This window comes from Pseudoalteromonas sp. R3 (assembly GCF_004014715.1).
Classification (GTDB): Bacteria; Pseudomonadota; Gammaproteobacteria; order Enterobacterales; family Alteromonadaceae; genus Pseudoalteromonas.
The window spans coordinates 1,417,207-1,441,344 of record NZ_CP034835.1 but is presented as its reverse complement, the minus strand read 5'-3'; the positions used below and the strand labels follow the sequence as shown (position 1 = coordinate 1,441,344).

The window sequence follows — 24,138 nt, the reverse complement described above, 5'->3', positions numbered from 1 at the left end:
TCCATACTTTTTTGCTTAAGCGATCCTACATGCTGTCAGATTCTCTAAAAAAAACCATTCGTCAGGCGCACACCAACATAGCTGAACAACTCGAGGGTTTTCGCCCTCGCGCCGGACAAAACTATCTGGTTGCAGAAATCGCCAAAACGCTCGGTGGTGACTATCACAAATCTCAACGTATCTGTGTGATTGAAGCGGGGACCGGAACAGGTAAATCTCTGGCCTATTGCTTGGGGGCTCTGCCCATGGCACTGGCAAAAAAGAAAAAACTGATCATATCCACTGCCACCGTTGCGCTGCAGGAACAATTACTCAATAAGGAACTCCCCTTTTTTAAAGAGCACTCCGGCCTCGATTTTAAATTTGATCTAGTGAAAGGTCGCCAGCGTTATATCTGTGTGCAAAAGCTATTGGCCGCAGTAAGCGGCGAAGAAACACAAATGTCCCTGATGCCTACAACCAGCTCACCTTTGTCGGCAATGGAACAGCGCTGCTTACAAGAACTGGCAAAAGCCTATCAGGATAAACGCTGGCAAGGTGACAGAGACAGCTGGGCCGATACCATCCCAGACAAAGTCTGGAACCTCATCGCTTGCGACAAACATGCTTGTCAGCGCCAGCTGAAATCTCACAACTTGTGTCCTTTTCATCTGGCAAGGCAAAAAATCGCGCAAATGGATGTACTGGTCATCAACCATGCCCTTTTACTTGCCGATCTGGAACTCGGTGGCGGTACCATTTTGAGTGACCCGGAAGAGACCTTTTACGTTATCGATGAGGCCCACCATTTGCCGCATATTACCCGGGACTTCTCATCCGCAGCAGCAACAATTAAAGGTACGATAGAGTGGCTGGACAAACTGCTCAAGTTCAGCGGTAAAATGGCCAATGTTGTGGTGTCACAAAAAGCCATCGGGCAAAATTTCAAACTCAATGACGCAGCCAATGATGCGGGTAAAGTACTCCGCCAGGTCAGAGACATGCTGGATCAATCTGACTACACCTACAACGATGATGATACCCATCGTTTTTTGCATGGTGAAGTGCCGGAGCAGCTCAAAGAACGTGCCAAGGACATCGCTGATGCTACTCAGGATGCGCTGCGCGCACTGAGTAAAATGCATGATGCGTTGACCCTGGATGTCAACGATGGTGACGTCCAGGGCTTTCTTGCCGATCCTATATTGGCGGAGAGCGGTCAGTATATTAACCGCCTGGAGCAGCTCAATAAATTATGGTTCAGCTATGCCACAAAAGGTGAAGGCACGCCACACGCGCGCTGGATAAAACGTCTGGACTACAAACACCATCATGACTACCTATTGTGTGACTGTCCCATTGAAGTGGGATTTTATCTAAAAGATAACCTTTGGCGCGAATGTGCCGGGGCGGTGTTATGCTCAGCCACGCTCAGTGCTATGGGTAACTTCGACCACTTTGCGCGAGAAAGCGGACTCAGTAACGAACCAGGTGTCAAATATATCAAAGCCGACTCTCCCTTTGATTATGCCAAACAAGCCAAACTGCATATTCCACAGACCAAAACGGAGCCTACAGACAAAGCCTTCAGTGATTATCTTGCAGAAGCGCTGCCCGACTACCTGGACAAGAAAAAGGCCAACCTGGTGCTGTTTGCTTCCTACTGGCAAATGGATCACGTGGTTGCCAAACTGCGCAAACAAAACTGGCAGATCCTGGTGCAGGGCGAACTGTCTCGAGAAGAGCTGCTTAAACGCCACCGCGCCGCCATTGATTTGGGCGCAGGAAGTATTTTATTTGGTACTCAGAGTTTGTCTGAGGGGTTAGACTTGCCAGGCAAGTACCTGGAGAACCTGGTGATCACTAAGATCCCCTTTGCAGTTCCCACGTCACCAGTTGAAGAGGCACAGGCTGAATTCATTCAGTCTAAAGGAGGAAATCCATTTTTATCGATTACGGTGCCAGATGCTGCCAAGAAATTAGTCCAAAGCTGTGGTAGACTGCTGCGCAAAGAAACGGATTCTGGCCGCATCACCATACTCGACAGACGCCTGATCACCAAACGATATGGCAAGGCGATGCTGGACACGCTGCCACCCTTTGCGAAACAAATAGACTGATCCATGCTCGAATTTGCTTTAGACCCAGCCACCTTGGCGTTGTTATGTACAGTTGCACTAGCAGCAGGATTCATTGATGCGATCGCCGGCGGTGGTGGTATGCTCACTGTACCTGCTCTGCTCACTGCTGGCCTGCCTCCACACATGGCACTGGGCACCAATAAGCTTGCGGCCAGCTTTGGCTCCTTAACCGCCAGTTTCACTTATTACAAGAAAAACCTCTTTAACCCGAGGTTTTGGGCAGCTTCCGTACTGGCCACCGCCATTGGCGCCGCATTAGGCACTTTATTGGTCGACTCACTCAGTATTGAGTTCCTGAATAAGCTTATTCCTGTCATTATTTTGCTGGTTGCTCTGTATAGTCTGTTTGGCAAAATGAGTCACAGCGACTCCATAGACTTGCCCAAAAAAACCGCCATACTTAAGGTAAAACAGTGGCTGCAAGGCTTGGCACTAGGTTTTTTTGATGGCCTGGCGGGCCCCGGTACCGGCACTTTCTGGACCGCATCCAATGATATGCTGTATAAGATGAGCCTGCTGCTTAATTGTGGTCTTGCACGTTCGATGAATTTTGTTTCGAACTTTATTTCCCTGATCACCTTCGTTGCACTGGGTCATGTGAATTACCTGCTGGGCCTGGCTATGGGCGCATTTTTAATGCTGGGTGCTTGGCTTGGGGCGCATTCAGCGATAAAGTTTGGTAGTCGGTTGATCAAACCCCTGTTTAATACTGTGGTGATTATCCTGACAGCAAAACTTATTTTTGAGGCCTATATGGTATGAGTCAGCCACTGGATAAACTCAGGCAGCGCGTTGAAGAGTTGCAACATCACGCCCAGCAGTTTGATAACGCAAAATGGTTTGATAAAAACCGCTATATTCAGTCACAACCCAGCCTATTTGACAGTCATGTGTTTCGTAGTAAAAGCCTCAAACTCAGCGACTATGTAGATGAAGTCAAAGAAGCGCTGGCACATTTACCTCCGCAGTCGCAACGCCATGCGCTGCAATATGCAGTAGAACACATCGGTGAACAGATTGAAGCCATCATTAAAGTGCTGAAATCAACCCCCGTGTGGGCGAAAGAAAACCGTTTTCAGCCCCACAAGAAGGCAAAAGTCTTCCGTCAGGCCGTCAAAAAGATCATGCAACCTACCCATGAACTTTATCAGGAATTGTCCCAAAACCATGAATTTGAAAGGCGCCTGCAAGAAATGATCTCGCTGCGCCAGGATCAGCTGATAAAAGCAACGCCAGAGCAGGCCAGTCAGCTAAATAAAGAAATTCTTGCGCTACATGGCCGGCTCGGGCGCTGCCGCAAAGCCATCAGCGCAACGGAGGATAAAATCCAGCAAAAAGAAAAACAAACCCGCTTCTGATTTGGAAAATAGCCCCTCTATGTTGTTTTATCATCCCAGCTACAGTGATCTCACTTTACCGCCAAGGCACAGGTTTCCTATTGATAAATACCGCTTGCTTTATCAGCAACTAACACAGACATCGTGTGCACAATGGCTCACGCAATCACAGTGTATTGCTACACCAGAGCAACTCATGATGTGCCACGATACGCAATATGTTGCACAATTTCTTGACGGCACTATGTCAGCTGCTGCTATTAAGCGCATGGGTTTTCCCTGGTCGCCACAGTTGGTTGAACGAACACTACGCTCCATCGGTACGGCACTCGAAGCCACGGAGGTTGCATTGAGTAACGGCTTTGCTGCCAATCTTAGTGGCGGGTACCATCATGCCTTCAGCGACAGAGCTGCCGGTTTTTGCATTTTCAACGATCTCGCCATTGCCGCCAGAACCCTTATCAACAACGGACAGGCCGATACGGTATTACTGCTGGACTGTGACGTGCATCAGGGTGATGGTAGTGCTGAGATCCTGACAACAGATACGCAGATAATTACCTGCTCGCTCCATTGTGAGCAGAATTTTCCCAAGCTGAAGCAAGCGTCCGACTACGATTTTGCCTTACCCATTGGCTGCTCAGATGACACTTACCTCGCTACACTAGATGAAGCCCTGAGCCTGTGTACTCGTCTTCATCAACCCGACATCATACTGTATAACGCAGGAGCAGACATCTATCACCGTGACGAGCTCGGGCATTTAGACATTAGCCTGGAGGGCGTACTGAGACGGGATATTCAGGTGTTGAAACATGCAAAGCAACATAAAATCCCTCTTATGGCGGTACTTGGAGGTGGCTATCAGCGTAATATCAGCCGGCTGGTTGAGGTACATAAGCAGCTGTTTATCGCGCTGCAGCAAGTCTGGCCAGAACGCTTCAACACACCCTCTGCACAATAAACTCGCCACATAAAGTGGCATTTTGCAGGTTTTAAAATTGCTGGTAGCATTAACCACAGAGGTGGTTTATGTTGTACAATTACAATAACTTCAAAATGGAGCACTACAATGAAACTTCATGATGATTTGCACAATTATTACGAGAAAATTGTGCTCGAAAACATTGAAGAACGAGGCCTTGACCATAAATACGATGAAGACGTGATGGCAGACCTGTGTTGTACCGCATTAAACCGTTTGCCAGCTCGTTACATTCGTTATGACGTAGACATGGAGTTTTACCTGCCCACCGACGAAAGAACTGAGATGGAAGCCAAAGTCAAAGAAGCCGTGGATTACGCACTGGCACAAATCGCGAAAAAGAAACAATTTCAACCATGACCCAAAAAACACTTGAAAGCGCACCTGAACACATCAAGCTCGCCGTAGACCTGATCATGTTGCTAGAGCAAAACGAAGTGCCTGCGGAGCAGGTGCTGGCCGCACTTGAGATAGTTCAGGCCGATTTCACAAAAAAACTGGATACGGAAGTTAGTTAACTTTAAAAGAACAAAAAACTTCACATACCATTTACCCATGTGTCATATTGTCGCCTCACAATGACAACGCCCTATGATGTAAGGAACAATTATGACAACAAATCATCCACGTGCTATTGCCTTGTTTGTCGCCACCACCTTGTTAAGCGGTGGTGCGCTGGCCAATGACTTCGCCGCACTTGATCAAGCGCTACCAGACGGATATGTGATCAACGGTACAGAGCCCGTATTCGATTTTGATGGAGATGGATGTTTGCCAAGCGCTGGGATCAGCAGGACCGGACAACAGAATGCAGGATTGAAAACCTCGGGTAGTTTGGGTGGCAGTTGCAGAGACAGCCAGTTTTTAGCCACCTCTAATACCGTACACCGATACGCCTGTGCAGAAACCGAGCAAGGTCGATACTGTGGTCACTTTTATGCTATGTATTTCAAAAAGGACCAGGTATTCCCCTACTTTGGAGGTGGACACCGTCATGACTGGGAATATGCCGCAGTATGGACCAAAGACGGCCAGGTCACACACGGCAGCTACAGTGCACACGGTGATTTGTATACTAAACCAGCTAACGAATTACCCTTTGAAAATGGACACCTGAAAATTGTCTACCACAAGGACGGTATTCTTACTCACGCATTTCGTTTTGCAAAATCGAATGAAGCAGCTGAGAATGGGTACAATCGCTTTGTCACACCGGCCATCATAAGCTGGTACGAAATGTCCGGAGATGGCATAGATAATCAAGGTTTGCGCGATAAGCTAAATCAATACGATTATGGCTCAGCGACCCTACCCGTCAAAGACAGTCGCTTTTTAACTAACCTTAACCGCTTCAAACCCACGGGATATCCTACTTTCACTAACGCTGACGTGTTAGCGGCACAGTAGCTTTCTTGCAAGCCCGCGATAGTGCGGGCTTGCTCTGTGCAACCTTAAGCTGACTTTGCGAATGCCTCAGTGGATGTGTGCAGCTTATACTGTGCAAAAAATCGGCTATCAGACTCGGAGTCTCTCGGGCAAGCGAAATAAGCGACATCGTCGCGCACCGGCTCGGGCCGGTTATGTTGACCATCTTCCCAGTACAACACGGCATGCTTCACCAGCTCTTCCAGATAAGTATGGTCCCAGCTATAGTGGCAGAATCCATGATGATCAGACAAATAAGGGGCATAATCTGCACAACTCTCAATGCTGGTCACACCATTTTTATAATCAGCAAAGGCTTTTGCGTCTTCCTCAGCAGTGGCTGGATCAACAAAATAGGCGACATCACGCCGTGGTGGTAAGGCCTGCGGAAGACCAAACTTTTCTCTTACGGCCGAACATTCAACCACAATCCAGGAAACAAAATGGGCACCAATCTGATGGTCCCACTTCAACGCAACAAACATCTCAACTCTCCTTCTAAGCTCAATTTATCTCGGTTAGATCGAAACCCTGCATGGTAAATGCGGGCATCCTCCAGAATGCGCGCGCAGCTTACCGGAAATTGTTGTCAAAAAGTAGTCAATTAATGAATTTTTTCATGACATTTTTTGATGTGAATCGAGAAAATAATAACCCAACCGTCAGGTACCCGGCATTCAACTTCAGCGTCAATCAGATCACAGCCCCTGAACTGGCCACAGTCTAAAAAACAGCCAAAATGCGACTTCAGATGGGTATTTAAACTGTGTCTGACTCTGTTAAATCGTTACAAGGTATTACGACATAGCAAATCACCGCTAATATGTTGCTATTTGTCGTGATTTTCAAAAATACCTACTTACCTGCCGCTAGCAGTTTTTTGTCATTTCATTAAACTGCACAGTGAAGATCAACACTTGGACGTTGTTATGAACCTGACACGCAATTCATTGAAAAACCCCGCTGCTGTCGTGGTGATCCTGGTGCTGCTAATACTGTTTGGCATTCTCAGTATTTTTAAGTTACCAATCCAGCTGACACCAGATATAGAACAACCACAAATAACCATATTTTCTGGCTGGCGGGAAGCTGCACCCGAAGAGATTGAGTCGGTGATCATTGAGCCACTCGAAAACGCGGTTAAAAATACCCCAGGCGCGCTGGAAGTTAATACCACTATAAACCGAGGCAACGGCTTTATCTCATTAACTTTTGCTGTCGGAACCGATATGCAGCAAGCCATGCTGGATGTCCTGACCAACCTGAATCAGGCGCCACCGCTACCGCTGGATGCCATTGATCCGGTTGTCAGTGCAGGCGGCAATGGTGGACCAGCCGGCCCCAATGCCGCCTCCTTACTCGTAACCCCACTCAACGTTGAGGGGGATGGCTTAGACCTGGACATGGCTCAGTTTCAAAAAACTATAGAAGAGCTGATTGAACCTCGTCTGGCAAGCATACCCGGCGTGGCCCGAGTCAACTTGGCCAGTGAAAGACCAAAAGAATTACGTATCACCTTTGACCCTCATAAAGCCGCCGCATTAGGGATCTCACTGGGACAGATCAGACAAACGCTTGCAAGCTCCAGAGATACCTCGGGAGGCTTGGCAGACGTTGGCCGACGCCAGTATACCGTGCGCTTTACTGGCCAATATGACCTGCAAGATATGCTGCAAATGCGTATTGGCTACTCTCAGGAGCGACCTATCTATTTGGGTGACGTCGCCACGGTCGCCGAAACTTACTCAGATCGCCGGGCAATGAGTGGCCGAAATGGTAAACCGGCCTACTATATTACGGTATCTAGAGCAAACGGTGCCAATACGGTTGCTTTGCTCGACGGCATCAATCAGGCCATCAATGACTTAAACGCAGGACCTCTGCCTGAAGCTGGCATTTCGATTGAGCTAAGTTATGATGCTTCCGTCCATATCCGCAATGCCTTACTACTGGTCAAGAGTAACCTCGGACTCGGTGTATTGCTGTCGCTGGCCATTCTGTGGCTGTTCTTCAGAGGCATAAAAACCACGCTGATCATAGCGGCGACTATCCCAGTATCTCTGATGGTCGCGTTTTTGGCACTGAGCGCCTTCGAGCGCAGTCTTAACGTAATTTCACTGGCTGGCCTGGCGTTTGCCGTTGGTCTGGTATTAGATGCCGCAATTATCGTGCAGGAAAACATTACCCGATTGAAATCCAATGGCTTTGATGATTACAAAGCGGCGTTACGTGGTGCGGGGCAAGTAGCCGGCGCCTTATTTGCCTCTACCGCGACCAGTGTCGCTATCTTCCTCCCCATTCTCTTTATGGCGGGCATTGAGGGGCAACTGTTTTCCGACCTGGCTCTGACACTCTCAATCGCTGTAGTCGCCTCCATGGTCTGTGCATTGACCATTATCCCTGTGGCCAATCGATACCTGCCGGATAGCAAAACACAAACCGATCCGTATAAGCATTACTGGCAAAAGCTGACAACTCTGATCATGCGCCTGACTAACAGCAAGGTCAAACAATTGGGCTGGGTCTGTGCGCTGCTGGGTGGCTCCGCAATAGTGACCTTCACTATGTTACCGAAAACGGACTTCATGCCCCGCGCGCCTACCGACGGCTTTTTCTTTAATCTCATTACCCCACCAGGTGGAAACATGGCCTATATGGAGGATGAATTACTCAAACGAGTCCGTGCGCGCCTGATGCCCTATTATCACGGCGAAAAACAACCGAGTATCAAAGACTTCAATTTTTATATTTTTGGTGCGAACGCTGGTGGCTTTATTTATTCAGCCGATCCACAACGCGTTGAAGAACTTATGCAGGTTGCCCGAGAAGAAATTTTTGTCGACCTGCCCGATACTCAGGTGTTCTTTTTCCGCGGGTCGATGATCAACATTGCTAATGGCGGTGACGGTCGCGACATCAATATCGAGCTTACCGGACCGAATATGGACGATCTTATCGCTGGTGCTCAAGTAGCACTACAGGCAGTGCAAACCGCTATGCCTGACGCTACAGCGCGACCACAACCTCGTCTCGATATGGCAGAGCCTGAACTCAGATTGCAACCCAATGATCGGCGAATTACCCAAGCGGGACTGACCCGTCAGGATGTCTCTCAAGCTGTTCAGGCCTTTACCGGAGGCCTGTTTATTAACGAGTATTTTAACGGTAACGAACGGATGAACGTGATTTTGCGTGCTCAAGCCTGGCAGACTCCAGAAGAGCTTAAAGCACTGCCTTTGTTCACACCAGATGCTGGGATCCAGACCTTAGGGGAGCTTGCAGAAGTAACACGCACTGTTGGACCCAGTCAATTACAACGGATCAACGGCCGTCGTACTGTCAGTATCATAGTCACGCCGCCCGCTGAAATGAGCCTCCAACAGGCACAGGCGATTCTGGCTGAGCAGGTGATGCCTAAAATCAAAGCTCAGTTACCAGAAACAGCCGGCGTCATTCTTGGCGGTAATGCCCAGAAAATGAATAGTGCTATCGAGGAAATGACCCTTAACTTCTTCCTCGCCCTGTTTATCTTGTTCTTACTGATGACAGCATTATTTAAGTCAGTTCGTGACAGCGCTTTGGTACTACTGGTGATGCCATTGGCCATTGCCGGTGGTGTACTGGCGCTCTATGTCCTGAACTTGTTTACCTTTCAGTCTTTAGATCTACTTACCATGATAGGCTTTATTATCTTACTGGGTCTGGTCGTTAATAATGCCATTTTGCTTGTCGACCAAACGCGTCATGCGCAGGCTCAGGGAATGGACCGCCGCGATGCAGTTGAGCAAGCAGTGCTGATGCGTGCGCGTCCTGTTTATTTGAGTACATTGACAAGCCTCTTCGGTATGCTGCCTCTGATGTTGATGCCTGGCGTGGGATCAGAGATCTATCGCGGCCTGGCGACCGTTATCGTCGGCGGTATGGCAATTAGTGCCTTGTTTACCCTGGTACTCATGCCCAGTCTGTTACAGCTTGGCAGTGATAAAAAACCAACCCCTAAAGCTAATAACAACACTAAACCTCAGTTAAACCTGGTCGCGAATCAATAGGAGACTCTTATGTTTGCAAATCAATTTAAATGCGCACTGGTCACCCTTATTGTCGCCGGTGCAGTAACCTTCAGTCAGCAGGCTGATGCCGCACAACCCGTCGCTGTAGAGCCTGTGTCTCAGGGTCAACTCACCAGTGAGCTGGCAGTAAATGGTACCTTGCATGGCAAGCGCGATATGGTGATTACTGCGGGCGTAACAGGCCGGTTGCAATATGTTGCCGAGCCTGGCCTTGAAGTTGCTGAAGGTGATGTACTCGTGCGCATGGATACACTCCCTCTTGAGCTTGAAAAGGCACGCCAGCAAGAAATGCTCAAGCGCGCTCGAATTAATTTGCGTTTTCAGCAACAGGAGCTGACACGCCTCAAAGAGCTGGCCAAAACCAGCAGTGCCGCAGCCAGTCAGGTCGACAAGGTCCAGAATGCACACGACCTGGTACGCTCTGATATTGCCCTCGCGCAGGTTGAGCTCAAAGTGATAGAAGACAAACTCAACCGTGCCACCGTTAAGGCCCCGTTTGCAGGAACGGTCAGCAAACGCTATCACCGTGCAGGTCGCGATGTGAGCCGGGCTGACGAGTTACTCAACCTGGTGGATATACATCAGCTAGAAGCCCGCCTTTATGTGCCGGTCAAGTATCTTAGCTATCTGAGCGTCGGGCAGACACTTCCCGTCAGCGCAGGCAATCTGGATGCCCCACAGACCGCTTCCGCGCGTATCAGTGCCGTGATACCAGCCACCGACCCTCGTTCACAGACCTTTGAAGTACGTGCCATGCTAGCGCAACAAAATGTGCCAGCGAGCAAACACCTCTGGGCTGTCGGGCAACTTGTCGATGTCAAAGTACCATTGGCCGCCAGCGAACAAGCATTATTGGTAAATCGCGATGCCCTCATCCTGCGTAAGCAGGGCGTCCATGTAGTCAAAATTGAAGACAACAACACTGCTATTCAGGTGCCGGTGACAGTTGGTAAAGGTCAGGGCAAATTGGTTGCAATTGCTCCTAAACCGGACCACCAGCTGCTTGCAGGAGATAGAGTCGCGGTACGCGGAGCCGAGCGACTGACCAATGGCCAGGAAGTCGACGTACAAAATTAAAAAGCTTACTAGCCCAATGAGCCTGCTTAAGGAAGAGCTAAGGCTCATTTTTTAAATCAATTCATAAAAATCAACCATTTAATATTTTTTAATATGCCCGCACGGTTAATTTAAGCATTTTTAACTGGCTTATCTCCTCTCTCCAGTCAACGCTGTTCCTGTCCAATAACAATAAGGAACACGTGATGAAAAACCCCCTCTTTTTTTCTCTGACCACCTTAGGTGCCAGTATGCTGATAGCCTGCACCAGTCAACCGCTGGGTGCACAACCCTCTGAAATCATGTTTGATGATTTCAGTTATACACGCTTTGCTGAGGCGCAAAAGCACGGCTGGCAACTTCGCTCCGACACCGGCCACCCGGGGATCAAAAATGCAACCTGGTGGCACGAAGGTGTGAGCTTTCATGTCGACCCACATAGCCCTGACAATCGTGTCATGCGCTTAACATCTAAAACGGATGGTAGCGCAGCAAATACCCGTCATGTACAAGTGTGCCACAAGCGGAAATATCTCGAAGGCACCTATGCTGCCCGGGTATATTTCACTGACAAGCCACAGTACGGGCCCGATGGAGATGGTGTTATCCAGACTTTCTATGCTATCAGCCCTTTGGCCGCACCTATGGATAAAAACTATAGTGAAATGGACTTTGAATACTTGCCCAATGGGGGCTGGGGTACCGACAGACACGCCTTGTTTGCTACCTCCTGGGAAACCTTCCAGCTTACGCCCTGGACCAAAGTAAATGCATACGATTACGACATAACCCCATTGGAAGGATGGAATACACTGGTTCTGCAGGTGGGCAATGAGACCTTAAAATACTACATCAACGGTAAGTTGTACGCAGAACATGGCAGCGATGTTTATCCGGAAGTCGCAATGTCGATAAACTTTAACCAGTGGTTTGATCCTAATAAAATCGTTAACTCCAATGAAATGCGACAGTATTATCAGGATGTTGACTGGGTCTATTTTGTTAAAGACAGCATTGTTGCGGTCAATGACGTAAGCAAACAGGTCCAGCAGTTAAGAAGCCAAAATATCAAATATAAAGACACCGTAGCCCCGTCTGAGTATGCGGACTATTGCAGCCTGTGAGCAGACTATCTAAGGCGTAAACTATCAATTAACTGTGTATATAGGCGCCCGGGCAAACCAGGCCTCAACCCGCTCAATCAAAACGGGGTCATCGGCATCACGCGCAAGAACTCTGGCACGTGATGCCAGTCGATGTGCCTGCTCTACGTGCTGTGACTGACGCAGCAGATCTGCCTCAGCCAGCCAGATCCAGATCTGATTAGGGATAGCGTTACTCGCCTTTGCCACCTGATGCGCCTGTTCAAACAAGCGTGCAGCCTCTTTGTGTTCTCCCTGTTCGGTTGCAATTCGGGCTAACTCTATGAGTGCATTAGTCTGACCATAGATAGCGTCGAAACGCTGATGGTAGCTCAAAGCCGAGTGTAGCAAACGAGACGCCTCGCTATACCTGCCCTGAATACGCTTAATCTTGCCCAGCTCTTCAAGTGCATACGCAATAAACAACTGGTCTGCATTGTCCGTGGCCTGCTCATGAGCGGTTGCAATATATTGCTGTGCTCGTTCAAGCTCTTGATCTCGGTCATCTGCCTGCGGCCAGTTAACTAATAAATAACCAATCATCAGGTTGGCCCGCATCCGCTCACGGCGGGTGACTGGATCGGTGCCTTGTTCGGCAATATTAGACTGCAGCAAAGCCAGAGCAGCCGAAACGTCTCCATGGTTTGCCAGGCTTGCAGCAAGATAACGTCTGACAGTTAACGGGTCGTCAGAGTGACTGAGTGCAGATCGTAATAAAGCGATCGCTTGATGGTAATTGCGCGACAGGTAGAACTGCACCCCTCTGGCAAATGCCTCATTGCTAAAATCCAAATCTCGCTGCGTGTGCAAGGCCTGTGATAGTTCACCATAACGAGTCGTCAATCGTGCTATCAGAGCCTGATAAGCAAGCTCAGGGCTGGCAGCAAACACGACCCCCTGCTCTTCACTGTGTTTGAAGTGCAAGATATATTGCAATTGCATGTCTTGCGGAAAGCCACTCAGACGTGTTTCTACCAACAGATCAGCGCCCAATCGCTCCAGAAGTTGCAGGACGTCTTGTCGCCGCGATAATCTGATCTGTGCAGTATCATCAGAATACCAGGGGCTATGAGATAGGGTGGTCAGCACATGCTCAGCTGTAACAACGGGCAACGCAGACTCTTTTTGGATATGCTCACTCAAATATGTTAGCCCTGTGAGGGGGACCGCAGCATGAACATCGTCAAGTATCGCGTTGTCGACTGGTAAAAATGCGACGGTAGGGTAACGGTCAGATGATAGTTCTGCACCCCACCACTTACTCAGCAGTCCCCAGGACATCGCCAATACCAAGACACTCAATAACACTGCAACAGAGTATTTTTGAGCTGCACTTGAGATACCTATCGGCACCGGTACTAAGGTCAGTTGGTAGCCAATACGCGGATATGTTTTGATGGCGTCTGCACCGAGGATTTCCCGTAGCTCGCGAACGGACTGCACCAGTACCTGCTCCTGTACAACAACCCCTCGCCACACCGTATCAAGCAGCTGTGCCTTGGTCACAATCTGCTCAGAATCTTGAATCAGTATCTGCAGGACTGCCAGCGTCTTAGCTCTGATATCCTGTATACCATCACGGGTCGTTGCCGTACCTTTAACCAGGTCTACCTCGACATTGTTGAGCAGATAACGCATAGGTCCATCTCTAAGATTCACAGTACACACACCGCTGGTGTCGGTGTTCCCATCACGAGTGTGCAATATTTCCCCGTCAGGCTCAAGTCCCTGAAAAACAGACTTGCGACAGAAGACCTGACTAATGGATAAATTTAACCTTAAAATATTCAACAGCATAGTCTATTCAATGTGATTTATTGAATACAAACAGCATAAAAATTAACCCTTGTGCTACATTTGATATGGGTTATGTCTTTTTGGTGTCAGCATTGTAATAAGGCTTGATTATTTTGCGCCCTCTCATGCTTTCAACCCTATTTAATGAAAGGCAAATAAAACAAGTCCACACAATTGAACAGAAGTCGTCGTACAGATTGTTGCCGTCGTTTGTGACAAAAACGGTAAATAACAAACTAAGGAACTACTATGACGCATTATTCTTTTGGCAATGAAATCGATGATAAAAGCCTCCCAAATCACCTTGAGGTCGCCATTGTCGGGGCCGGTATGGCCGGGCTATACAGTGCGTGGCGCCTGCAAAATGAATCAAACTGTGAAAAGCTCGCCATCTTTGAGCGCTCCAATCGTACCGGCGGCCGGCTTGACTCGGATTTAATTCAATTCAAAAATCAGCATAGTAATACTCCACCCACTATCACGGTAAAAGAAGAGCAAGGGGGGATGCGCTTTTTATTTGACGGCATGGACGATTTAATGGCGCTGTTTCTGAATCTCGATCTGCAGGATCAGATAGTCCCTTTCCCGATGAACAGTGGTGGTGATAATCGCCTGTTTTTCCGTGGCAAAAGCTTCAGCGTGAATACCGCTGCACAAGACAATTACAAGATTTGGTCGGAACTATACAATCTGGCCCCATCTGAGCAAGGGGTTAACCCAAAAGACATTGTCAATGTTGTGTTCAATCGGATATTGCAGGCCAATCCGCAATTTAAGGCACGTCCCGAAGTCAGAGGCCCTGAGTTCTGGCAAGCGTTCCGTCTCGAATGTCAGTGGCAAGGTAAAACACTCAATGAGTGGACCCTGTGGGATCTTTACACAGCTATGGGTTACTCTCAGGAATGTATTAATATGCTGTATCGGGTACTTGGCTTTAATGGCACTTTTTTATCTCAAATGAATGCGGGGGTAGCCTATCAATTGTTGGAAGATTTCCCGGCTGGCGTACAATTTAAAACGTTCAAAGACGGATTCAGTACCCTACCAAATGCGCTTGTGGACAAAATAGGCACGGACAACATTCACCTGCAAACCAGTATTGAGGAAATTTCTTATCTTGAGGCGGACAACCGCTACGAACTGCACTATCTGCACACCGATGAAAACGGGCGTAGTCATAAGGGTAAAGTCACAGCCGACAAAGTCATTTTAGCGCTTCCTCGCCTGGCACTGGAAAAACTTTTTGTTCGCTCTAATGCGTTTAATACTCTGGATAAGGAGCGTTCAGAACAACTGTGGAATACCCTGCAAACCACCTCGAACCAGCCGCTGCTGAAGATTAATCTCTATTACGACAATGCCTGGTGGGGACGCGGCACAACAGGCCGCCCGGCGGTTGAGTTTGGCCCGAACTTTGCGGATCTGCCCACCGGCTCTGTTTACCCCTTTTATGCAGTCAACGAGGAGCTGGTCGCGGCCCTGATGTATCAGGAGCGCAAAACCGACCCAAGTGATAGCACGCAAGCCAAGCTGGATCATATTAGCAATGAAAAATATGAGCGCCCTGCAGCCCTGACTATCTATTGCGACTATCTGAACATTAACTTCTGGAGTGCACTGCAAAACATTGGTGAAACCTATCATCACCCACACCAGGATCAGTATGTCACCGATATCCCGGGTGATATCTACCCGGCCTCAACGGCCGTGGTCGAGCAAGCCACCCGCTTTTTCAAAGATATTTTCAACACACACTATGTACCGGAGCCAATTCTGACCAGCGCCCGAATTTGGCAAGGCGGTGTCCGCTTTGATGTACCACCCAGCCAGCAATTTGGTTTCGGAGTGCACCAGTGGGCAGTGGGTGCCGATGATAAAAAAGTAATGGAAGAACTGACTGAGCCTCTGCCTAACCTATTTACCTGCGGTGAAGCTTTTTCTGATTACCAGGGATGGGTCGAAGGCGCATTGCGCTCGACCGATCTGGCGCTCACAAAAGGGTTTGGGCTACAGCCATTGAGCGAGGTCTACGAGCAAACAACACATATTAGTTCGTCAGAAGCCATTAAAGTCGCCTATGAGGAAAATGCCAGCAAGCTGATCAACCAGTACATCGAGCCTAACTTCTCAACGGGTAGCGCACCTATCGAGAAACAGTCGGAAGTTGAAAACGTTCTGGGTGTTAACCTCAGTTACTTTGACCGTAAGTAGCTCTGCACCGGGCACCAACACAGGTGCCTTTCCTTCCAAAGGCGGGGGAAGCCCGCCCAGCTTGCTTAAGGAGACAATTGATGACTCAAGCTACCTCAACCTTTAGTGTTGCCGATTATTTTAAAGCGCGGCTGGAAGAAATTGGTGTTGAGCAAATGTTTGGTGTTGCAGGTAACTACACCGCGGCTTTGCTGGATACCATACTGGCTGATCAGCACTCCCCTATAAGAATTAGTGGCAATGCCAATGAGATTTGTGCGGGTTTTGCGGCAGATGCCTATGCCCGGCTCAAAGGCCCCAGCGCCTTGTATGTCACATACAGTGTTGGTGCATTCAGCCTGTTAAACACCATTGCAGGTTCCTTTGTGGAGCAGGTACCGGTGATCTTGATAAATGGTGCCCCCACTAACAAAGAAGATCAGATCTCAAAAAATGCCGGACTGCTATACTCACACACCACAGGGTATGAGTTTGTCGACATCCACATGTTTCGCCCCATAACGGTCGCAGCGGAGCGTATTGTGAATGCTAACCAGGCGCCCTACCAGATTGATTCGGCACTGGCTGCATTGTTGGCGCAGCGCCGACCGGTTTACTTTGAAGTCAGTGAAGATGTCTGGCGGGCAGAATGTATTAAACCGGCTCAGCCCCTGGCACTTAATAACCCCGTCAGCATTACGGTCAGTGAAGCGCAACAGGCAGCCAAAGCGACTATCGAATTAATGCTTAGTCAGCCAAAAAGTATCTTCTGGGCTGGCGTAGAGCTGCAACGTTTTGGGTTGCAGGATATCTTTTTAGAGTTACTCGAGGTCATAAACCGCAATCATACCGTGCCGGAAGGACATATTCATTTTGTCACCTCCGCATTGAGCAAGTCAGTCATTGCAGAAACCCACCCCTGGTTTGAAGGCTGTGTCACATTGACGCCCTCAGAGGTAGCGTCACTGGTTGGGGACGATGGCGTTTTGGTCGGAGTTGGCGCCTGGACGACAGGTAAGGACACGGGCAATCAGGATATTCGCAGCAGCCGCACCGTCCTTGCCGCACAGGGCGGCGTATACGTTGGCGCAACCTACTATGCGTCAGCCACATTGGCTGACTATCTGCAGTGTCTGATCTGTGAGTTTACAGCGCTGGCACAGCAGCAAAGTGCTAATCTAAAAGGCTTACGTATGGATAAGCCTGTACTTAAGAGTCAATCGGCTGAGTCACAACTTGGCTATGACAGCTTTTTCGCCACCCTGAGCCAATGGCTGGATGAGGATGATGTCCTGGCAGTGGATGCCGGATTCCCACTGATTGGTGCACAAAGCGTTAAAATACCGACTCAGGATGGCTTTGTCGCTCAGGCAGCGTGGCTGTCGATTGGTTATTCGGTCCCTGCTGGCACTGGCATTAAGTGTGCGTTTCCTGATAAACGAGCTATCGTGGTGGTTGGTGATGGTGCCTTTCATGAAACCTGCCAGGCTGTTGCAGACCAGCACGCTTATGGGCAAAACACAGTGGTTTTTGTGTTAGCAAACGGCATCTATGGTATAGAGCAATATCTGGTTAATCCAAATCCATTCAGAACGCCACCCGTCGACTATCAGGACAAGTTACTCGACAAGGTCTATAGCTACAATGACCTACCTGCCTGGAACATAGCTAATATTACCCAGGCATTTGGCGGAGAGGGGCGTCTGGTTACCACAGTGAGCGAGTTAATGGCGGTCATGGAGGAGATAAGAACGAACCCGGCCAGTAACTATGTCGTTGAAGTGACTATTCCCAAAGAAGATACTCCTCACTCTATTACCCTAGAAGCAAACACCGCCGTTGGTGAAGACGAAGTCGCCAACCCACAATGGCCGCCGGCTAATAAATTCTAATTTTTATCAGGTAAGGGCAGCCTCCGCGAATGGGGGCTCACCTTGTAGTGAATGATTTGACCGCTCTATCGGCAATCACCTGGAAGATGCCGCAGGTATCTTCCTCACCCATTAGCTAAAATCAGATCTTCGGCTGGCTGCTTTAAAAACCTGCTCACCTGGGCAATTTCCTGAGCAAATTTCTCCACAACGCTCACAATTTGAACGATACTAATATCAGGCAAAATCAAGCAGGGAAATGATATGGATATCCATCTATTGGATCTTCCAATACTGACCGTAAACGATCAATGGCAGGTGCTGGATTGCAATCAGGCCGCGAGCAAACTGCTTAACTTGACTGGCAACGCCTACGCACATCAGCACTTTTTTGATTTCTGTCAGCTCATAGACACAGGGGAACAAAGCAACCTATTTTTAAATCAGGCGCCAGGTAGCTCTGCACAGGCTCTGTTAGCTTGCGGAGCGCGGCTTAATCTGGTCATCAGTGATAATCTGACCTCAGAAACCTGTTTAATACTCAATCCTGTTACACACTCACACCAGTCATACCTGAATGAGCTGGCCGAGTTGGCACTTCAATGCGGTGACATTGGAGTGTGGCAAGTCAGCGCTGACTTCGAACAGCCCTACTTTTCGCGCACTTTTTGTGAGCTTCTGCACTGCCATACCTTATCCAGTTGGCATGATTTCATCAATCTGATTTACGAAGACGACAAGCCACTGGCGCTGAGCTTCATTGAGGAACATATACAGTCCAATGTACGACTGAAGTTTGAATTCAGAGTGATGCTCGATTCAGTGCCTCACTGGTTTGAGCTCAGTGGCGACCAGCGCCGAAATAGTGACGCCCAGCTGAGTTTATTTGGTATTTTGCGTGAATGTACACAAGAGAAACAAATGCTGATCCACCTTAACAACGCGCATGAAAGTCGCCGCATTGCATTGGAAGCCGGTAAAGTCGGTACCTGGCGTGTCAGCAAACAAAACACCCACTGGCACTGGGACTGGGATCCTCAAACCAGTACTATCTTTGACTTGGCAGCCCAGGATACAGGAAGTTATGAAAAGTGGCTGGAGCGGATCCATCCACAAGACAGAGAGAGGGTTTCAAATGGGCTAAAAGAAGCACTAGAAACGGGCGAAGATTTCGAACATGTGTTTCGCGCCGTGCTGCCCAATAAGGATGAATTACATATTTTTGCCAAAGGAGTTGTCACGGATGACGGCTACGGTAATCACTGTCGCCTTGACGGTGTATGTGTCGATCAATCAGAGGTTTATCGCGCTTATTTGAAATTATCCCAACTGAATGCAGAGTTAGAAACACGTGTTAAAAGCCGTACATCTGATCTGAAATGCGCTGTCACTAAGGCGGAACAAGCCAGTCGTGCCAAATCCGATTTCCTGGCCATGATTAGTCATGAGCTAAGAACCCCAATGAATGCCATCATAGGTTCGCTCGAATTACTCTCGTTACAAAAGCACAACCCGGAAGAGATGGAATTGCTTGAAACGGCTTCTGTCTCGGCTAAGAATCTGGTTGATATTCTCAATGATATTCTGGATATCAATAAGATTGAGGCCGGTAAGTTAGAGCTGGAGTTCAGGGAGTTCGATATCTCGAAAACATTACATAATGTGCTACTGACATTTGCATCTAATGCGGAGAAACGCCGTGTTAATCTAAAAGTCATTGAGTCGGAACAGCTACCAACGATGCTCTATTGTGACGAAAATCGTATTCGTCAGGTGCTGTTCAACCTGCTAAGTAACGCTATCAAATTCAGTGGTCCACCAGCCAAAGCCAGCGGTAACGTGGTGATCGAAGTGGACTGGCAAGTACAAAGTCATAGCCAGGGAGAGCTCAGTATTCTGGTGAAAGACAATGGGATAGGTATCGACGACAAGACCCAGAAAAAGCTTTTTCACCCTTTTACCCAGGCAGATAAGTCTACCACCCGGGTATATGGCGGAACGGGTTTGGGACTTGCCATTTCAAGAAAAATTGTTGACCTGATGGGGGGACGTATCGGGCTGAAAAGTAAACTGGATCGTGGCAGCATATTTCGCGTGTGTATTCCGTTACATAGATTTTCACATCACACTGCACCGTCATTGTTTAAACATATTTATCTGATCCCAACCCACAGTGCACAATTGCACCCACATCTGCTATCGGTACTAAACACCCTCACCGATGAATTGCATCAGATAGAGTTAAACCAGCTGCCCTCCTCCTCCGACTCCGGCACTTTAGTGTGCTGCTGTGTAGAGTCAGATCGGGACTTGACTGATTTAAAAGAGTATAAAGAGATACTCACTGAGCATAAGGTGCTCATATGTCATCAAACCGGAGTAACAGAGAAGTTAAGAGCAATCCTTCCGGATGCAGCTCCGCTGAATGTTGGCCTGGCAACACGCTATGGTATTACCCGACAAGCTATGCACTTACTGGCTCACACCACAGACAAGGCGGCCAGTATTGCCCACACAGATCAACACCCTACGGATAAAAGCCAAACGGAAGGCAAGGCACAAGCCAATGTAGCAGGGTTACGCCCCGGCATTTTATTGGTTGAAGATAACACCTTTAATCAGAACCTGATGGTTAAACAGCTCGCGAAACTGGGATACACCTGTACGCTGGCAGAAAATGGTGAACAAGGATATGAAAGTTGGAAACAGGATGAATACAAACTCATACTAACCGATTGCCACATGCCCGTTGTGGATGGCTACGAAATGGCCAAACGTATCCGCCAGACTGAAAAGCAGCTGGCACGCAAAGCCATTCCGATAGTGGCAGTCACAGGAGCCGCGGTTAAAAATGAGCTGGAAAACTGCCACCTTTATGGCATCAATGATTGTATCGGCAAGCCAGTTCAACTCGAGCGTTTCAAATCAGTGATAGAGAAATGGTATGGCAAGTGATTACACACAATTGGCAAGACTAAATGCACAAACCCTCGTAGATTTAATTGGCGAAGACATGGACACCATTACGCGGTTTCAACGTGACTTTGTGACTCAGGCAGAAGCCAGTTGTAAACTATTTTTAAGCGCTTATAGTAATACGGCTTATGCTGAACTTAAAGAGCATGCCCACTTTTTAAAAACATCAGCCCGGGCAATTGGCGCTGAACGCTGCAGCGAATATCTGGCTGAGTTAGAAGACGCAGCCTTATCCTGTAACCGTCAAGACTGCCGTTCAGTGCTTATCAACATAGCCCGAGAGATCAAAGCACTTAACGCGCTTATCAATCACGGCGAATAATCGGCACTTCACTCATTGTGTGCAATTTAATCAGACACACTCAGTGCCTAGCAACTTGTTTACAGCGTCCAAAATACTGCGCTTAGTGGAAGGCTTAACAATATAGCCTCCAAGTCCAAGTGTGGCCCATTTTCGAATGAGATCTTTGTTCCGGTTGCTGGTTAGTGCGACAATGGGAATGCCACGACAATGCTCTATGGCACGTACATTTTTAGTGGTGTTGTAGCCATCCAGACCCGGCATAAAGAGGTCCATAAATATCATATCATAGCGATGTTTGCGCAGCTCCTTAATGGCAGCCAAGCCATTTTCCATACCGTCTACAGAGAACCCCTGCTCTCGCAATATTCCTGAAATCATCTCACGATAGATTTCATTGTCCTCTACTATCATTATCCGTTTGTCTCTGGCCATGACAGGCTCAGGTACATTCTTACTATCAAAGGCGTGCGCGGACTCCTCACTAAGCGAATGGTCATGATGCGACTCTTCATGAGTGTGATAATCAGTGTGCGGTGTTGGCGCCTCATGTTCTCGCACATCATGATCGAGGTCATCGTTTGCGTCTTCTTTGTGCTCACCTGCGTGCTCCAGTACGGAAGTAAATGCAGACGTATGTGAATTATTAAACAAATCGGCCAGCTCATTCAGGGTAAAGTGGCTATCATTGAGTTGTTTGGTGATCTGTTGAATATCTTTCACCAGTTGCTGTTGCAACTTATCCAACAAAGGCAAGACATGCTTTTCTTTAAGCTGTTGTAATAACTGCGCGTTTACTTCATCTTCTTCCTGAACTTCACTGAGGGACTCTCTGACTTGCTGGAAAGATTGCTCAGTATTAACCCGGTAACTGGCAGCTTGATCAATCAGCTGTTTCAGTCCGTTATCGATACGACCAAAGTGCTCTTCTTTTAGTTCAGTGATTTGCTGGGTATCCTCAGCCTGTTGCAAGATATTATGCAAAATCATCCTGAGTCGGTAATTTTCGTACATAGGCTTAAAAACGAAGTAATCATTAAAGATACCTTTAATACAACATCGAAAAGCAACCCCTGACTCTTTGTTTTCGCATAACAAGATGCTCTTGTGGGGATAACCCAGCAGCCCACGCTGCGCAAGTGAGTTATAGGTCTCTATACTGGCTTTTACATGCAACATGGCAAAAATAAGCACAGGAGGTTTTCCCTCACGGATCACCTTATGTGCATCCCGAGTTCCCTCTTGCGTTCTAAAAGCAGTAACCTGGGAACTGATCACTTTACAGACGCCAACCATTTCGTGGGCGTCATCACAGATCATCAATACCTTCGGGTGTCGCTCTCCGTAATCCACTTCACCTTTATGCATACCTTTCTCCTGCGCCTTAGGTGGTATCAGCTCACTGACTCCCTTAAGAATAGCGCAAGCGCAGGTTTTTGTAGCAACATCACCATTACTTTTAAGTGTTTTACCCCAGTTTAGTTCCTAACAGGAGATGGCATTGACACTTCACTGGTATACACCAGCTTTTTATTCATCTCGCGGCGCAGCAACAGATAACTGATCATCGCCTGACAATAAACGGTGGCAACAGAAAACACCCAGATCTGTTCGATTTCAAAGTCACTTTGTCCTGCCAACCAGATAACGGGAACCGCAAATAGTATTAAGCGGCTGGCCGTGCTATACAAAGCCGGCCAGGTATTGCCCAACGCCTGAAACATACCAGAAGCTGCAAACGTAAAACCTGCCGGTACAAAATTCAGGCAAACATATCCCAAAAATGTTGCTGCGACTAGAATAACGTGTGGCTCATCACTGAAAGGCGCAAAAAAACCAGCTTGAATTTGCCAAACATACCAAGGTCAAAATAGCCATCAGCATACAAGTGAGTAAATTAGTATATCGGTAGGTTTCTTTCACCCTATCATATTTACCCGCAGCATAGTTTTGAGCCGCAATCGCAGGAGCAGCAAACGCGACTGCCATAACGGGTAGAAAAAGCACTTGCATGATCCTAACACCTAACCCAAACCCTGCCTGAGCACTCGCGGCAAACTGACTGAGCGCCCAGTAAATTACCGACATGTACATAAATGTAAGTAAAAACTCTCCACCTGATGGTAAGCCCAAATTAATCACTTTCAGCATAACTTGGCGTTCAGGCACCAGCGCCTTTGTAGGCATGGTCAGATAGTCCACTTTACGAACAAAATACCATACCGTCATTACCATGGCGAAGATTGCGGACAAAGAGCTGGCAAGACCCGCGCCTGATACACCGAGCGCAATTGGACTTCCCCATCCAGAGATCAAAACCGGCGATAGTATGATATTCAGGATCACTGCCACAACCGAAATCAACATGACAGGTTTAACAACGCCGGCTCCACGCAGCGCTGCGGCCATGACGGTCAGTCCAAACTGCAAGATTAGTGCAGGCAAAAACCAGTGAAAGTAGTCCACTGCGGCTTGACGAGTCATTGCATCTGGCGTCATAAATTCAAAGAAAACATGACCAAACGCATAACCCAGTACAACCAACAGAACAGAACAAAAGGCAGCAATCAGCATACTTTGATGAAATAATGTATTGGCCTGCACACGGTCTTTACTGCCAACGGCATGGGCGACCAAAGTACCACAACCGATATTCAGGATCTGAGTCAATGCCATAATAAAAAAGAAAACACTACCCGCGTTACTGACCCCGGCCAGAGCATGCGCTCCTAGTGCACCAACAAAATACAGATCGACCAGAAAATACAAGGTCTGGATAAACATCCCAACCGCCATTGGAACAGCCATTGCAATAAGATGAGTGAGGATTTTTCCCTGAGTAAGGTCCTTCATTAATAATTGTCCTGA

Annotated in this window: 19 protein-coding genes; 14 read left to right on the top strand and 5 right to left on the bottom strand. The window is 48.1% G+C overall.

Annotated elements, in window-relative coordinates:
• Positions 1-29 precede the first annotated feature (29 nt).
• The 7 genes from dinG to ELR70_RS11010 all read left to right on the top strand — a co-directional run bounded on the left by dinG (position 30) and on the right by ELR70_RS11010 (position 5,849).
• A complete protein-coding gene (gene dinG / locus ELR70_RS11040) occupies positions 30-2,099 on the top strand; it encodes an ATP-dependent DNA helicase DinG (RefSeq protein WP_054014138.1) in 2,070 nt (689 codons plus the stop codon).
• 3 nt (positions 2,100-2,102) lie between these two features.
• Positions 2,103-2,882, top strand: a complete 780-nt coding sequence (locus tag ELR70_RS11035; RefSeq protein WP_054014139.1) for a TSUP family transporter — start codon at positions 2,103-2,105, stop codon at positions 2,880-2,882.
• Complete coding sequence (locus ELR70_RS11030; protein ID WP_054014140.1) at positions 2,879-3,478, top strand: primosomal replication protein; 600 nt, start codon at positions 2,879-2,881, stop codon at positions 3,476-3,478. Before ELR70_RS11035 ends, ELR70_RS11030 begins: the two co-directional genes overlap by 4 nt.
• A 19-nt stretch (positions 3,479-3,497) precedes the next feature.
• Positions 3,498-4,421, top strand: coding sequence for a histone deacetylase (locus ELR70_RS11025; RefSeq protein ID WP_054014141.1), 924 nt, complete (start codon positions 3,498-3,500; stop codon positions 4,419-4,421).
• A gap of 108 nt (positions 4,422-4,529) precedes the next feature.
• Positions 4,530-4,802 (top strand): late competence development ComFB family protein, encoded by a 273-nt coding sequence (locus ELR70_RS11020; RefSeq protein ID WP_054014142.1) that lies wholly within the window; start codon positions 4,530-4,532, stop codon positions 4,800-4,802.
• On the top strand, positions 4,799-4,960 hold the full coding sequence (locus ELR70_RS11015; RefSeq protein WP_082353107.1) for a YbaM family protein: 162 nt from the start codon (positions 4,799-4,801) through the stop codon (positions 4,958-4,960). Before ELR70_RS11020 ends, ELR70_RS11015 begins: the two co-directional genes overlap by 4 nt.
• A gap of 91 nt (positions 4,961-5,051) precedes the next feature.
• Positions 5,052-5,849 (top strand): NPP1 family protein, encoded by a 798-nt coding sequence (locus ELR70_RS11010; protein WP_054014143.1) that lies wholly within the window; start codon positions 5,052-5,054, stop codon positions 5,847-5,849.
• A gap of 44 nt (positions 5,850-5,893) precedes the next feature.
• Here the strand turns inward: ELR70_RS11010 and ELR70_RS11005 are convergent, their stop codons facing one another.
• Complete coding sequence (locus ELR70_RS11005; RefSeq protein ID WP_054014144.1) at positions 5,894-6,352, bottom strand: hypothetical protein; 459 nt, start codon at positions 6,350-6,352, stop codon at positions 5,894-5,896.
• Between the two features lie 444 nt (positions 6,353-6,796).
• Between ELR70_RS11005 and ELR70_RS11000 the strand changes: the two genes are divergently transcribed.
• The 3 genes from ELR70_RS11000 to ELR70_RS10990 all read left to right on the top strand — a co-directional run bounded on the left by ELR70_RS11000 (position 6,797) and on the right by ELR70_RS10990 (position 12,117).
• On the top strand, positions 6,797-9,916 hold the full coding sequence (locus tag ELR70_RS11000) for an efflux RND transporter permease subunit (RefSeq protein ID WP_054014145.1): 3,120 nt from the start codon (positions 6,797-6,799) through the stop codon (positions 9,914-9,916).
• Between the two features lie 9 nt (positions 9,917-9,925).
• Complete coding sequence (locus ELR70_RS10995) at positions 9,926-11,014, top strand: efflux RND transporter periplasmic adaptor subunit (protein ID WP_082353108.1); 1,089 nt, start codon at positions 9,926-9,928, stop codon at positions 11,012-11,014.
• Positions 11,015-11,199: 185 nt separating this feature from the next.
• Positions 11,200-12,117 carry a glycoside hydrolase family 16 protein gene (locus ELR70_RS10990; protein ID WP_054014146.1) on the top strand — a complete coding sequence of 306 codons (918 nt, stop codon included), beginning with the start codon at positions 11,200-11,202 and terminating at the stop codon, positions 12,115-12,117.
• A 24-nt stretch (positions 12,118-12,141) separates the two neighbouring features.
• Here the strand turns inward: ELR70_RS10990 and ELR70_RS10985 are convergent, their stop codons facing one another.
• Complete coding sequence (locus tag ELR70_RS10985; protein ID WP_054014147.1) at positions 12,142-13,773, bottom strand: winged helix-turn-helix domain-containing protein; 1,632 nt, start codon at positions 13,771-13,773, stop codon at positions 12,142-12,144.
• 408 nt (positions 13,774-14,181) lie between these two features.
• On the opposite strand from ELR70_RS10985, the gene ELR70_RS10980 reads away from it, so the two are divergent.
• From ELR70_RS10980 to ELR70_RS10965, 4 genes are all read left to right on the top strand, one after another.
• The gene (locus tag ELR70_RS10980; RefSeq protein WP_054014148.1) at positions 14,182-16,143 is read left to right on the top strand and encodes an FAD-dependent L-amino acid oxidase; all 1,962 of its coding nucleotides are present in this window, start codon (positions 14,182-14,184) and stop codon (positions 16,141-16,143) included.
• 80 nt (positions 16,144-16,223) lie between these two features.
• Positions 16,224-18,014, top strand: a complete 1,791-nt coding sequence (locus tag ELR70_RS10975; protein WP_054014149.1) for a thiamine pyrophosphate-binding protein — start codon at positions 16,224-16,226, stop codon at positions 18,012-18,014.
• 243 nt (positions 18,015-18,257) lie between these two features.
• Positions 18,258-20,948: a PAS domain-containing hybrid sensor histidine kinase/response regulator gene (locus ELR70_RS10970; protein ID WP_054014150.1), complete on the top strand. Its 2,691-nt coding sequence runs from the start codon at positions 18,258-18,260 to the stop codon at positions 20,946-20,948.
• Positions 20,938-21,291, top strand: a complete 354-nt coding sequence (locus ELR70_RS10965) for an Hpt domain-containing protein (RefSeq protein ID WP_054014151.1) — start codon at positions 20,938-20,940, stop codon at positions 21,289-21,291. Before ELR70_RS10970 ends, ELR70_RS10965 begins: the two co-directional genes overlap by 11 nt.
• Positions 21,292-21,321: 30 nt before the next feature.
• Here ELR70_RS10965 and ELR70_RS10960 read toward each other — a convergent pair whose 3' ends face one another.
• The 3 genes from ELR70_RS10960 to ELR70_RS10955 all read right to left on the bottom strand — a co-directional run bounded on the left by ELR70_RS10960 (position 21,322) and on the right by ELR70_RS10955 (position 24,123).
• Positions 21,322-22,638: a response regulator gene (locus tag ELR70_RS10960; protein WP_054014152.1), complete on the bottom strand. Its 1,317-nt coding sequence runs from the start codon at positions 22,636-22,638 to the stop codon at positions 21,322-21,324.
• A 110-nt stretch (positions 22,639-22,748) separates the two neighbouring features.
• Entirely contained in the window at positions 22,749-23,051 is a 303-nt protein-coding gene (locus ELR70_RS25695; protein WP_277749878.1) for a hypothetical protein, read from the bottom strand.
• Positions 23,052-23,085: 34 nt separating this feature from the next.
• The gene (locus ELR70_RS10955; RefSeq protein ID WP_277749877.1) at positions 23,086-24,123 is read right to left on the bottom strand and encodes an MATE family efflux transporter; all 1,038 of its coding nucleotides are present in this window, start codon (positions 24,121-24,123) and stop codon (positions 23,086-23,088) included.
• Between the last annotated feature and the right edge of the window lie 15 nt (positions 24,124-24,138).